The organism is Ruegeria profundi (assembly GCF_020171505.1).
Classification (GTDB): Bacteria; Pseudomonadota; Alphaproteobacteria; order Rhodobacterales; family Rhodobacteraceae; genus Ruegeria; species Ruegeria profundi.
This window is the reverse complement of the sequence record NZ_JAIUZS010000007.1, coordinates 232100-245289: the sequence shown is the minus strand read 5'-3', so window position 1 is coordinate 245289 and position 13190 is coordinate 232100. Positions and strand designations below refer to the sequence as shown.

At 58.2% G+C, this 13190-nt stretch carries 14 protein-coding genes; 8 read left to right on the top strand and 6 right to left on the bottom strand.

Features of this window, described 5'->3' with window-relative positions; genetic code table 11:
* Nucleotides 1-503 precede the first annotated feature (503 nt).
* The 4 genes from LCM21_RS16775 to LCM21_RS16760 all read left to right on the top strand — a co-directional run bounded on the left by LCM21_RS16775 (nt 504) and on the right by LCM21_RS16760 (nt 4427).
* Nucleotides 504-1256, top strand: a complete 753-nt coding sequence (locus LCM21_RS16775; RefSeq protein WP_224891622.1) for a 5-oxoprolinase subunit B family protein — start codon at nt 504-506, stop codon at nt 1254-1256.
* A complete protein-coding gene (locus LCM21_RS16770) occupies nt 1253-2251 on the top strand; it encodes a 5-oxoprolinase subunit C family protein (protein WP_224891621.1) in 999 nt (332 codons plus the stop codon). The genes LCM21_RS16775 and LCM21_RS16770 overlap by 4 nt, the downstream gene beginning before the upstream one ends.
* A gap of 12 nt (nt 2252-2263) precedes the next feature.
* Entirely contained in the window at nt 2264-3025 is a 762-nt protein-coding gene (locus LCM21_RS16765; protein WP_224891620.1) for a LamB/YcsF family protein, read from the top strand.
* Nucleotides 3026-3179: 154 nt separating this feature from the next.
* Complete coding sequence (locus LCM21_RS16760; RefSeq protein WP_224891619.1) at nt 3180-4427, top strand: hypothetical protein; 1248 nt, start codon at nt 3180-3182, stop codon at nt 4425-4427.
* Between the two features lie 57 nt (nt 4428-4484).
* Here the strand turns inward: LCM21_RS16760 and LCM21_RS16755 are convergent, their stop codons facing one another.
* Together LCM21_RS16755 and LCM21_RS16750 are read right to left on the bottom strand one after the other, a co-directional pair.
* Nucleotides 4485-5867, bottom strand: coding sequence for a D-alanyl-D-alanine carboxypeptidase family protein (locus LCM21_RS16755; protein ID WP_224891618.1), 1383 nt, complete (start codon nt 5865-5867; stop codon nt 4485-4487).
* A 279-nt stretch (nt 5868-6146) separates the two neighbouring features.
* Entirely contained in the window at nt 6147-6848 is a 702-nt protein-coding gene (locus LCM21_RS16750) for an HAD family hydrolase (RefSeq protein ID WP_224891617.1), read from the bottom strand.
* 93 nt (nt 6849-6941) lie between these two features.
* Between LCM21_RS16750 and clpS the strand changes: the two genes are divergently transcribed.
* Genes clpS through hemF form a run of 4 tightly spaced genes read left to right on the top strand, consistent with a single transcriptional unit; the run spans nt 6942 to nt 10006 of the window.
* Entirely contained in the window at nt 6942-7286 is a 345-nt protein-coding gene (gene clpS, locus LCM21_RS16745) for an ATP-dependent Clp protease adapter ClpS (RefSeq protein WP_068338331.1), read from the top strand.
* 27 nt (nt 7287-7313) lie between these two features.
* Nucleotides 7314-8279, top strand: a complete 966-nt coding sequence (locus LCM21_RS16740; protein WP_224891616.1) for a class I SAM-dependent methyltransferase — start codon at nt 7314-7316, stop codon at nt 8277-8279.
* 36 nt (nt 8280-8315) lie between these two features.
* Nucleotides 8316-9116, top strand: coding sequence for an SDR family NAD(P)-dependent oxidoreductase (locus LCM21_RS16735; protein WP_224891615.1), 801 nt, complete (start codon nt 8316-8318; stop codon nt 9114-9116).
* A 5-nt stretch (nt 9117-9121) separates the two neighbouring features.
* Nucleotides 9122-10006 (top strand): oxygen-dependent coproporphyrinogen oxidase, encoded by an 885-nt coding sequence (hemF, locus tag LCM21_RS16730; protein WP_224891614.1) that lies wholly within the window; start codon nt 9122-9124, stop codon nt 10004-10006.
* A 7-nt stretch (nt 10007-10013) separates the two neighbouring features.
* Here the strand turns inward: hemF and LCM21_RS16725 are convergent, their stop codons facing one another.
* From LCM21_RS16725 to modA, 4 genes are all read right to left on the bottom strand, one after another.
* Nucleotides 10014-10427 carry a hypothetical protein gene (locus LCM21_RS16725; protein WP_224891613.1) on the bottom strand — a complete coding sequence of 138 codons (414 nt, stop codon included), beginning with the start codon at nt 10425-10427 and terminating at the stop codon, nt 10014-10016.
* 105 nt (nt 10428-10532) lie between these two features.
* Entirely contained in the window at nt 10533-11630 is a 1098-nt protein-coding gene (modC, locus tag LCM21_RS16720) for a molybdenum ABC transporter ATP-binding protein (RefSeq protein WP_224891612.1), read from the bottom strand.
* Nucleotides 11627-12319 carry a molybdate ABC transporter permease subunit gene (gene modB / locus LCM21_RS16715; protein ID WP_224891611.1) on the bottom strand — a complete coding sequence of 231 codons (693 nt, stop codon included), beginning with the start codon at nt 12317-12319 and terminating at the stop codon, nt 11627-11629. Before modB ends, modC begins: the two co-directional genes overlap by 4 nt.
* A 3-nt stretch (nt 12320-12322) precedes the next feature.
* Nucleotides 12323-13102, bottom strand: a complete 780-nt coding sequence (gene modA, locus LCM21_RS16710) for a molybdate ABC transporter substrate-binding protein (RefSeq protein ID WP_224891610.1) — start codon at nt 13100-13102, stop codon at nt 12323-12325.
* Between the last annotated feature and the right edge of the window lie 88 nt (nt 13103-13190).

The following is a 13190-nucleotide window of genomic DNA, read 5'->3' as shown; positions in this document are numbered from 1 at the left end:
GCCCGCCTAACTCATTCCCAAGATGCCCCCAGTCTCTCCCGAGCGTCCCACCGTCTCTCCAGTGCGTCCCCGCCGTCTCCAGCGACCCAACAACCGCCTCAGCAGCGCCGGTGAAGGGGGTTCTAAGTATTACTCACACACACCGCAAGCAGAAAATAACATCTGACGCGTTTTTTTTCAGCGCTTTGCTTTTACAGTTTATAAACAATTACTTAATTAGCACCCTCTCAATCCTCCCACCTCGATTTCACCCTCTGGGCCGCCAACATCGGACGCATCGCGACCGCGATGATTACTTGCTCACCCTAGATGTTGCGCATTTACGGCCGACAGCCACAAGACAGCGCCGAGTCGCGGCATCCAAACCGACTCAATTCTTCCCCAGTTTCCCCGCTCGGGTCGTGTGGCGACACTAAAAAGGACAACGGACTTCTGCTGGGGCTTGCACATCAGCGAAGGATACGGTCACTTCCCCGCAAAGATAAGGTAACGCGCACGAAGTTATGGCACCCAAGCAAGCTTCCATTTTCCCCTGCATAAGAACAGTCGGACTGGATGGGCTGTTGGTTTCGTTTGCCGACTCGATGGCAGAGCCCTCGAACCGGGCGGCGCTAGCGTTTCGCGACGCGGTCAACACCCTCGATTGGGACGGTGTGATTGAAACATCGGCGTCTCTGGCATCAGCCTATGTTCGCTTCGACCCGCTGGTGCTGACGCATTCCGAGATCCACGGGCAGCTACATCAGATACTGCATCGTCAGAACTGGTATGAGGCACCTCTGCCGGCAGGGCGTCGCTTATGGAAAGTACCCACCGTTTATGGTGGTGAACTTGCGCCGCAATTAGATGAAGCTGCCGCCGCAGCGGGGCTTTCTCCGTCCGAAACCATAGATCGCCTAAGTCAAAGTCGCGTCCGCGTTCTGACCATCGGGTTTGCCCCAGGTCAGCCCTATCTTGGCCCACTGGGTCCCGAGTTCAACATACCCCGCCTAAAAGAGCTCACTCCGATGGTACCGGAAGGGGCGCTGGTTCTGGCCATTTCGCAGTTCGTGTTGTTTTCGGGGCCGACCCCAACTGGGTGGCGGCATATCGGCCAAACCGCTTTTCGCTGTTTCCGCCCTGAGGCCAAGGAAAGCTTTGCCTTGCGACCAGGGGACGAGATGCAGTTCCTGCCGGTTTCACGCGCGGAGCTTGAAAGGCTTCGCGAGGCCGATGACGGCACGGGCGGTGCGACCTGCGAGGAGATACCCACGTGACTCTGCTGGTGCATCAAGTCGGACCAGCCTGCACCTTTCAGGATCAAGGGCGCACGGGATACCTGGATCGGGGGCTTTCACGGTCAGGCGCTGCCGATCAACTTGCCCTGCACGAAGGGGCAGCGCTGCTGGGGCAAAGCCCGGACTGTGCCGCGCTGGAAATGGCGGGGATGGGCGGCACGTTCGAGGCAACCCAACCGGTTTGCATCGCCCTGACCGGTGCGCCGATGCAGGCCAGTATTGACGGCGCTGCAATTGCCTGGAATGCCTCGCATGCGATGGAACCCGGTCAGAAGTTGATGATCGGAGCGGCGAAACAGGGCACCTATGGCTACCTGCATGTCGGCGGCGGAATTGATGTGCCCCTGTTCCTTGGGTCCCGCTCAGCCCATCTGACGGCAAAAGTCGGGCGCGCGCTGCAGGCCGGTGATATGCTGCCAAATGGGTCGTACTCCGGAAGCGCCGGAATGAAACTAAAGACCGAGGAGCGCTTTGCCGGTGGCACGCTGCACGTGGTTGCTAGCTTTCAGACCGCTTTGTTCGATCAGGAGACGCTTGACCGATTCACCCAGACGTTGTTCCACCGGGGTACGCGGGCGAACCGAATGGGGATGCAACTTGAAAGCGACGGTGAAGGTTTTGCCGCAAAAGGCCAGCTGAACATATTGTCCGAGGTGATAACCCCCGGTGACATTCAGATGACCGGAACCGGGAATCCCTTTATCCTGCTGCCCGAATGCCAGACCACCGGGGGATACCCGCGTATCGCCTCTGTCCTGCCCTGTGATCTGCCGCGCGCAGCGCAGACCCCGGCTGGCGGGCACATACGGTTCAAGTTCGTGACGATGGATGAAGCGGTCGCGCTGCACCAGACCTATATGACCGGGCTATCACGGTTGCGGGCACGGGTAGAGCCTTTGGTCCGCGACCCGCACGACATCCCGGACCTGCTGTCCTACCAACTGATCAGCGGAATGATATCTGCTAATGAATAAGGAGTTACACCGATGCCCAGCGTCGATCTGAATGCCGATATGGGGGAAAGCTTCGGCCCCTGGAAAATGGGCGATGACGAGAGCCTGTTGAAAATCATCACATCGGCCAATATCGCTTGCGGCTTTCACGCAGGCGACCCGGATGTAATGGCGCAAACGATGACGCTGGCCGCGCAGAATGATGTCGGCATCGGTGCGCATCCCGGTTTTCCGGACCTTCAGGGGTTTGGTCGCCGCAACATGAAACTGCCCCCGGACGCCCTGCGTAATCTTGTGCGATACCAGCTTGGTGCCGCAATTGGAATGGCCAAGGCGGTCGGCACCCATGTCCGGCATCTGAAACTGCACGGAGCACTTGCCAATATGTGCTCGGCCGATATCAGCATGGCGCGGGCGTGTTATCAGGGCGCGCTGGATGTAGACCCGGACATTATCATCATGGTGCTGGCTGTCACCAAACAAGAAGAGGCTGTGAGGGAGCTGGGCTGCAAATGGGTCGGCGAGATTTTTGCAGATCGCGCCTACAATGATGACGGAACACTGGTTTATCGCAGCCTGCCCGGTGCCGTTATCCACGACCCCGAACTCGCCGGCCCGCGCATCCTGAATATGGTTCGCGAAGGTGCTATTGTCACCGAGTCCGGAAAACGGCTGGAAACCTCGATCGACACGATTTGCCTGCATGGGGATGGCCCAACCGCGGTACAAATCGCCCGGTCCGTCCGCGAGAACCTGATCGCCGGGGGCGTCGAGGTCACGAAATTCGCACGATAAGCGCGCGGGCGTAAAGCCTGCGTCGGCCCGCTCCTTGCTGTTGCCCAGTTGGATTTCTAGCCCTAGCATGCTGGAAACTGCATGCCAGGGTTCTGGAGATCCGATTGGGCGCGCTGCCCGCGTACCATCGGGTTCCGCGTAAGGAGGGAAGTGAATGTCTTTCGATCTAATGTCTTACGAACCGCGCGGCGACAAGAAGAACTCGGACTTCTTTCAGGAATATCTGCCTAAGATTTACGAACGCCGCAGTATGTCAGGCGTAGCCGATCAGGTCGGTGCGATGCGGGCAATCGTGTTGCAAGTGGAAACCAACGCGCTGTTCGATACATTGGTCGAGTTGTACGTGATGACCCCCTATCGGCATACGGCAACTTATCTGGGTAAGACCCATAAAATCTCGGTCCTTCATTCGCATCCCGACTACCCGGCTATGATCGTGATGGCCCCGCTCAGCCCCAGCTTTGAGGACTTCATCCCCCGCATTAACCGGATGTACCCGCTGGCCCGCAGCACACCGCAAACGCGCTATGTCGGAGAGATTTATGGCGCAACCGATCTGAACGGTCTGACCAAAACGCTGGAAAATCAGAATATCCGCTTTGAATACAGCGGCGACACCGAAAACCCGTTCTACACGCTGGACGGTTTCCGGTTTACAACGCCCTCGGATTTTACCTGCAACCGAGTTGGATATTCGTCTTTAGATTTTAACGAATCCGACAGTCTGGGCCTGGGCGACCGTGTTCTGCTGAGCGATGGGGAGCAGGCAAAACTTGATCAGGCGGCAGCCTTCGGCGCAGACAGCAAGATTGCCCCCCTGATGTTGGGCATCGACCACCTTGCCACCCGCATTCTTGCCGGCGAACGCGAGGATGCGATCCTCGAATTCCTGACCATGGTCCCTTATTATTTCTGGGGGGCGTACAATATCTTTGACATGAACTCTTCCACCAATGTGAACCGGAATGCGAATGTGGATGACGACAAGAAATCCCCCGCAAAAGTATTCACTGCGAACAACACGCCTTCCTTTGTGAACTCCTTCGAACAGCTCCCCATGCCAACCGAGGATTTTGTCCGCAATTTTGGTCGCCGCCTGCATCATATGGCCGTGGAAATTCTGGATGGCGATCACGGAGCTGGTGAAAAGAACGTCGATTTCGTGGTAAATACGCTCAAAGACAAGGGCGTGCCGTTCCTGGCCCATGTCGTAGGCGAGTGCAAAGACGATCCGAACCTGAAGCAGATTTTTTCAAAACACTCGAAAAACACGTTGCTGATTACTGAATATATCGAACGCTGCCACCACTATGACGGGTTCTTCACCAAGGACAACGTGGCGGCCCTGACGGCAGCCGCCGGACAGGATGAGCAATACAAGCACGGCCACGTCTTCGATTAAAAAAGGCTGCGGGGTGTCCCGCAGCCCAGACCTGTCCAGGAGAGAATATGTCGGATCTTATGAGGGTCCGATCATGAAACAAGTGACATTCCGGGCCTGAAGCCTGCGGCACGCCAGATCAGCCTGTTCGCGTGTCATGCCCTGAAATGTCGCTTCGAACCCGCGCGCGTTTTGGTTTACCTTGCGCAAGGTTCCTTCCAGAGTGGTCATTTCCGACAGGGCAGTTTTCAGCAAAATCTTCTCTGCCTCATATCGGGTGGTGTAGCGGCCCACATTGACGCCCCAAAGATGGCCGCCAGATGTGGATAAACGGGTAACAATCTCCTGCTCGGGCTCTGGTTCATCGGCCGGACCTGTTGAGGCCAGAACAACATCACGCGGGCGCGCGGCGGGACGCGGTGTATCGTCCGATGGCGTTTGTATACCGGCAGAGGCGATGGCTGCTGCGATGCCATCCTGAATACGCGACCGATTCTTGGCCGCGGTTGCGGCGATCGTGCCTGCGACTTGGACGGCTGCACCCGGTCCCGGGCGCAGCACAGGACGAAGACTGGTGGTTGGCGCTCCGGTCAGGGCCGCGACTGTGGCGCCCAGACCTGCATTCCCGGCATAGGCCGGTCGCGCTGGTTTGCGGATAGGTGCCCGCGACGGCGCGCGACGAAAGCCCATGTCCAGCAATTCAGCCACTTTGGCATTGCGCGATGCACCTGATGCGCCACCGAACACCGTGGCGATAATACGTTCATCCTTACGCTTGGCCGAGGCCACAAGGTTAAAACCCGCAGCGCGAGTATAGCCGGTTTTTATTCCATCAGCTCCTTTATATGCAGCCAGCAACCGGCGGTTTGTGTTCGGAACTGTTTTGATCCCGGCATGGGTCGATTGGCGCGAGAACAGGTTGTAGTATTGCGGGTAATCGTACAGCAGATGGCGGCCCAGAGTGGTCATATCACGCGCTGTCGACAAGTGGCCCGATTCCGTCAAACCATGTGCATTTTTGAAGGTCGTCCGGCTCATGCCCATCGCCTTGGCCGTGCGAGTCATGCGGCGCGCAAATGCAGCCTCGGAACCGCTGATCGCAATGCCGATTGCGGTGGCGGCATCGTTTGCCGACTTCACCGCTGCCGCACGGATCAGATACCGGAATGCGATGGTTTGACCCGAGCGCAAACCCAGTTTCGATGGCGGCTCAGCCGCGGCCTTCTTGGTAATACGAACCGGCGTATCCAGTTCAATCTCTCCGTTTCGCACCGCTTCAAACGCAATGTAAAGAGTCATCATCTTGGTCAGGGATGCCGGGTGCAACCGGGTGTCGGCATTGCGGGAATGCAAGACCTCGCCGGTGCGCGCGTCAATCACCATAGCCGCATAAGGCGCGGCCAACGCTTGCAACGGCGCAAAGGAAAGCAGCCACAAGAATGCTATAAGGAATAAGCCCATTCGGGCCGGAACTGTCCGCCGAATCTGCACGATCTTTGCCTCTGTCTACCTCACGCCGCCAGGTTTTCCTGGTCGGCTAACATTATTTTATTTCCAAAGAGGCTAGCACAGGGATGCCGTGAAATAAACAAAAAGCTAACGATTTCGACGCATATTGACGCCTTCGTTAGCCTACCAGATGTGGTCCAACACAGCCTTGCGTCCCCCAAATCCGCGAAAATGGCAGAAATTGGGTGTTCTTTTGTACCGTTTTCTTGAAATTGGTACCGTTCCGCAACATTAGCTGAGGGTTTTCACAAGGTCGGCGAGCCGACCCAGATCCGGTAATTCACGGAATCGCGGGCTATCCGCTGGTGTTTTTGCCTGCTCAACCTCCCAGACCAGCCCGTGCGGCACATATACGCCCCAGCAACCCGCCTGAATTGGGGCCACCACGTCCGAGCGCATCGAGTTACCGACCATCATGGCAGAAACAGGCCCATCCCCGTATTGGCCGAATATCTGCTTGTAGGTTTGCGGAGTTTTCTCGGACACGATCTCCACCCCGTCAAAAAGCTCTCCCAAACCTGACTGTGCCAGTTTGCGTTCCTGATCAATCAAGTCACCCTTGGTGATCAGCACAACCTGATGAGTCGCCGCGACGCTTTCGATTGCTTCCCGCGCATGGGGCAGCAACTCAATCGGGTGGGCCAGCATCTCTTGTCCAGCTTCGACCAACTGGCGGATCACCGAGGCAGGAACACGGTCCTCTGTCACCTCGATCGCGGTTTCGATCATTGATAGAATGAAACCTTTTATTCCATAGCCGTAATGCCGAATATTGCGCTTTTCCGCCTCCAACAGGCGGTCCAGCAGGTGATCACGCTCGGCATAATCAGCCAGCAACTCGGTGAAATGGGCCTGGGTCAGCTGAAAAAACCGTTCATTGTGCCATAAAGTGTCATCCGCATCGAAACCGATTGTGGTAAGGTTCTGGCCCATGTTGATTGCGTCCTGCTGGCTCTTTTCTCTGGCCCGTTCGACGTTATATAAGCGCACAGACAAACCAAAGCCTGAATCGGATAGACGAACACGATGCTTGAACACCAATGGATGATGTCTGACAATTCGGACGATGACGATTCCGACTCGTCTGTCCTGGTGCAGACGCGCCCAAAGACCAAGCGTCCGCCACTCTACAAGGTTCTGCTGCTGAATGATGACTACACACCGATGGAGTTCGTCGTTCATGTGTTGGAGCGTTTTTTCGGCATGACGCATGCGCAAGCGTTCGAGATCATGCTGACCGTCCACAAAAAGGGTGTGGCCGTGGTTGGTGTGTTCAGCCATGAGATCGCCGAAACAAAAGTGGGTCAGGTGATGGATTTTGCCCGTCGGCATCAGCATCCGTTGCAATGCACCATGGAACGGGAAGAGTAAGGCCGAACCGGCCGCTCGAAAGTGCTGATGTCCCCTCGCCTCAATCTTGCCCTGCAAAGCGGCCTCAGCGTGTCGCAACCGCTGACCGTGTTCGGGCCGACACCCGCCACCGACCTGTCCGCCTTACCGGCTGAGACACAGGTTGTGCAGCCCATTAAGCCTTTCCACGATCACTTTGCCGAACAGGGCTTTGCTGTTGTGCCAAAGGTGCAGGGACCGTGTCGGGATGCGATCGTTATCCTCCCGCGGGCAAAGGCTCTGGCCCGATCATTGGTTCAACAAGCTTGCACCTGTGCGACCGGAGTGATCGTCATTGATGGTGCAAAAACCGAAGGTGTGGACAGTCTGTTGAAAGACATCCGCAAGCGTGTCGCGGTTGAGGGGCCGATATCGAAAGCTCATGGCAAGATTTTCTGGTTCCAGTCTGATCCAACCGCATTTGCGGACTGGGCTGCTCCGGAACATCAGATAGCCGACGGATTCCAAACCGCGCCCGGCGTGTTTTCTGCCGATGGTGTCGATCCCGGTTCGGCCCTGTTGCTGGCGGCGCTGCCCGACAAGCTGGGTGCCCATGTTGCTGATCTGGGGGCCGGGTGGGGTTATCTTTCGGCCGGTCTGCTGAAGTCTTCGGGTCTGAAAACCCTGCATCTGGTCGAAGCGGACCACACCGCCCTTAGCTGTGCCCGCTCTAACGTCGTTGACCCGCGTGCGCAGTTTCATTGGGCAGACGCAGTGACCTGGCGGGCGCCTGAATTGCTGGACACGGTCGTCATGAATCCGCCGTTTCATACATCGCGCAGTGCTGAGCCCGCGTTGGGGCAAAGCTTCATCGCAGCGGCGGCTAAAAACCTGACACGTAACGGAACATTGTGGATGGTGGCTAATCGCCATCTGCCCTACGAAGCCATGCTGACCGGTACATTTACGCATGTTCAGGAAGCCACTGGAGACAATCGGTTCAAGGTGTTTCACGCCTCTCGCCCTCGGCGGTGATCCCGGTTAACCTGCCCGCGATTCAGGAGGAAACGCATGTCCTTTTCCATATCTGGTAAAACCGCGATCGTGACCGGTGGCGCAAATGGCGTCGGGCTGGCCATCGGACGCCACTTTGCCGATGCAGGTGCGAACGTGATGTTCGCTGACATCGACGAAAAGCGGTTAGCCGAGGAACTGGGCGAGCAGGCTGATGACAGCAATATCCGCTTTTTCGCCGGCGACCTTCGGGAAAAGCTGACCATCGCCAACCTGCTTTCGGCGACCCTCGACGCATTTGACCAAGTGGATATTCTGGTCAACGGTGCGCGGCAAGTGATCCCATCCGATCCGATGGATCCCGAAGACGACTCAGTTCGCATCCTGCTGAACCAAAACCTGATGCCCGCCCTGCGCCTCAGCCAGTTGGTCGCCAAACGGATGATCAAACAGTCCGGGGATGACGGGGACAGTCCGGCCGGTTCAATTATAAACCTCTCGTCGATTGCTGCGCGCCGCACCCACCCCGATCTGATGGCCTATTCGGTGTCGACCGCCGCGCTTGACCAGATGACCCGCTCGCTGGCCGTCGCGCTGGCACCGAGCCGAATCCGCGTAAACTCAATCGCGTTAGGGTCGGTCATGAGCGCGTCTTTGCAATCCACTTTGAAAGAGAACCGTGATTTTCGAGATGACATCGAAAGGCACACCCCACTTGCCCGCATCGCTGCACCGACCGAGCTGACCGAAACGGCGCAATTTCTTGCCTCGGACGCAGCAGGGTTCATAACGGGGCAAATCCTGACCATAGACGGCGGTCGCACCCTGCTGGACCCTGTCGCAGCCCCGGCCCATTGATCCCCATGTTTGACACCGAAAAATCCACCGCCTCTGCTTGGTTCCGTCAATTGCGCGACGATATTGTTGCTGCTTTTGAGGCTTTGGAAGACGGCCACGACACCGGGCCGTTCACAGATGCCAACCCCGGACGGTTCGAGGTCAAGGAAACCACACGCCAGTCCGAGGATGGCTCGGACGCGGGTGGCGGGTTGATGTCGGTGATGCGGGGTGGCCGGGTGTTCGAGAAGGTAGGCGTCAATATCTCGACTGTCTACGGCACCTTGGGCGCGCGCGCGCAACAGGCGATGGCCGCGCGCAAGGGCATTCCCGGCATGACAGAGGATCCGCGGTTTTGGGCCTCGGGCATATCGCTGGTTGCGCATATGCAGAACCCGCATGTTCCGGCGGTGCATATGAATACACGTATGTTCTGGACCCCGCATGCCTGGTGGTTCGGCGGTGGTTCGGACCTGAACCCCTGCATTGAATATGACGAGGACACCGCTCATTTCCACGCCACGCAAAAGGCGCATCTGGACCCGCACGGGCCGGGGCACTATCCCCGCCTCAAGGAATGGGCGGACGAGTATTTCTACATCCCGCACCGCAAACGTGCACGCGGGGTCGGCGGCATCTTTATGGATGACTATTGCACCGGCGATTGGGCAGCGGATTTTGCGCTGACGCAGGATATAGGCCGCGCCTTCCTGCCGGCTTTTGTCCCTCTGGTCGAAAAGCGCCGCGTTCAGGACTTTAGTGACGACGACAAGAATACTCAGCTTGTTCATCGGGGGCTTTATGCCGAATACAACCTTGTCTACGACCGGGGCACCAAGTTCGGGCTGGAAACCGGTCACGACCCGGATGCAGTTCTGATGAGCCTGCCACCGATGGCCAAGTGGGTTTGATGCGCGCCTAGAAATCGAAATCCATTATGTTATCAAAGCAATGGCTTTGGGCTCCGCTGGCTGACATATTCTCGCCTACGCGGCTGACCGTGATTGAATAGCTTTTCGAGGTATCCGCACCTTCGGGTGCGGTGAAAGAAAACTGCACGGTCCGGGTTTTCTTATCATAGGGTTTTGAAACATAGATCCGCTGCGTAGTCGGCAGACCAAGGGTGCGAATAGCAAAATCACCAATGCCGCACCAATAGGCAATGGCCGCTGATGAGCCCTGCGTGGCCACTCGGAAACTGCCATCATCCAAGGGCGTTACGGTCGTGCGAAAGGCCGGGTTGACGCCAAAGCCGATCCCAAACCCGGTGGCGTTTGCCAGTACTGGTAAGAGCGTCAAAGCAGCCACGCCTGTCACTTTGAAAAATCGCATCGTCATTTTCCCTGACTAAACATACCCCCGTATAATGATCATAGGTGGCGGACTTTATGAGTAAAGTTCCCGGCGTTCCAACGCAGTCACCAAGCGCAAGCTGGCTTAGGGTGCTGTCAACCGCCCACCAACATCCTGCGGGGCCAACGCTACCGTTTTGATGACCGCAAAACACGTTTGACCCGGCTCCAACCCCAACGCAGAAACCGAACGGCGGGTGATACGCGCCAGAATTGGCCCTGCCGGTGTTTTGACCGAAACAATTGCCCCGGGCCCTTCACCGGCGCGGATTGTTTCGACCACACCCTCCAGCACGTTCAGGGCCGATAGCCCCTCGGGCCGTCGGTTGGACAGGATGACCTCCTGCGCCGGGATACGAATTCGCAACCCTTCCCCGGCCTGATGCGGGATACGCGGCAGAAATAAACGGGCGCCTCCAGCCTCCAGCTCTGTCAGACCGTCGGCGTGATGTTCCTTGACCCGCACGTTTAGCACCGCACCCACGGCGCGCACTCCTGCCGGGGCGATCGAAGGGTCGGCCATCACCTCTGACGCGGGCCCATGCCGCACCGCCTTGCCATCCTGAAGGGCCACGACAGACGTCGCCAACCGCGCCACCTCGGCCGCGGAATGGGTGACATAAAGGATGGGCACCGACACCTCATCCCGAAGCCGTTCGAAATAGGGTAAAATCTCGGCCTTGCGCGCGTCATCGAGCGCGGCCAGCGGTTCATCTGCCAGGATCAGACGCGGGCTGGCCAGCAATGCGCGCCCGATTGCGACACGTTGTTTCTCACCACCCGACAAGCCAGCAGGGCGGCGGTCCAGCAAGTGACCAATGCCAAGCATCTCAATCACCTTGTCCGGGTTTTCACGCCGCGCCCGTTTCGGAGCGAACCACTGACCGTAATACAGGTTCTGCCGTACGGTCATATGAGGAAACAGCCGACCTTCCTGAAAGATGTATCCAAGACGCCTGCGATGTGGTGGCAGCCATAGGTTTTGCTGGGTGTCAAACAATTTCCACCCGTCAATCGCAACGCGGCCGGTTTGCGGGCGCAAAAGGCCTGCCACTGCATTAACCACAGTGGTTTTCCCCGATCCAGATCGCCCGAACAGTACCGTCACGCCCGAGGGCGCGTCAAAGCTGAGGTCCAGCCTGAGGTCAGGCAGGTCATGCCGCAGGTGGACAGAAAGGCTCATGACCCGGACACCCGCGCTGCTGCGCGCCGGCCGACATATTCCGACAGCAGCAGCGCTCCCATGGCAATGATGATCGAGACCACGACCAATCGCGTCGCCGCGCTTTCACCGCCGGGAACCTGTAGAAAGGCGTAAACGGCAGAAGGGAGCGTTTGGGTCTGGCCGGGGATATTCGAGACAAACGTGATGGTGGCCCCGAATTCGCCCATCGCCTTGGCAAAGGCGAGGATACCGCCCGCAATCACGCCGGGTAGGATCATCGGCAAGGTTACCGTCGCAAATACAAAGGGCCGCGACGCGCCCAGTGTCGCGCCGGCTTGCTCCAGCTTGGGGTCCACTGCCTCGATCGACAGGCGAATGGCACGGACCATCAACGGAAAAGCCATGATCCCGGCCGCCAGTGCCGCGCCTGTCCAGCGAAAGGCAACAACGATCCCGAATTCCGCCAGCAGCCGGCCCAACGGCCCCTGAACGCCGAACGTCAGCAGCAGCAGGTACCCCGTCACAACGGGCGGCAGGATCAAAGGCAGATGTACCAATCCGTTCAGCAGTTGACGACCCGGAAACCGCCAGCGGGCCAGTGCGTAGGCCACAAAGATGCCAAAGGGCAAGGTCACCAGCGTCGCCCAAAACGACACGCGCAAGGACAGCCTTAGCGCCTCAAGCTCTGCGGGTCCAAGCCACCCCATGCGTTAGCCGCCCGGCAGGGCAAAGCCCTGTTCCGCAAAAACCGCGCGCGCTGCCTTGGTTTGCAGATGGTCCAGAAACGCCTTCGCTTCGGACTGCGCCGATACGGTTACCGCTGCCGGGTAAATGATCGGTGGATGAAGGCCCGATGAAAACTCGCCCACGACGTGAACCCGGTCTTCGGCCTGCGCATCTGATCGGTACACGATTCCCAGCGGGGCCGAGCCTGTGGCAACCAGCGCCAAGGCTGCGCGGACATTGTCAGTTTGGGCGACGTGCATGTGTACTTCCTGCCAAAGACCAAGACTCTGTAAAGCGGCCTTGCCATAGATGCCCGCCGGAACCGCATCCACAAGCGCCATCGCCAGATACCCGCCATCCAACAGCTGATCCAGAGCCAACCCTGGCTCGAGCTGCCCGATCTTTGGCTGCTCTGTCCCACCAATCAAAACCAGCCTGTTGCCGAGCAAGTCGACCCTCGAGGCCGTCTGGATCAACCCCTCATCCTCAAGGACGTCCATCCAATTGACATTGGCTGAAATGTACACATCCGCTGGTGCACCCAATTGAATTTGCCGCGCCAGAACGGATGATGCGGCGAAGGACACCTTTACGTCATGTCCTGTCTCTTGCTCGAAAGCTGGCGCAATCTCATCCAGAGCCGTCTTGAGGCTGGCCGCTGCGAACACCAAAATCTCGGCCGCACCAGCCCGCAGCGGGGCCAGCGTTATCGTGCCAAACACCAAAGCCGCGATCGCACATCGGCGGGCAACGGACAGGATCATGTACTCTCCCGTTTGGAAGGTTGTAGTTCCTTCGGGGATATCTGAGGGAGCGGGGGGCAAGCAAGCTCCTTTCCCAGACGCTTTAGGC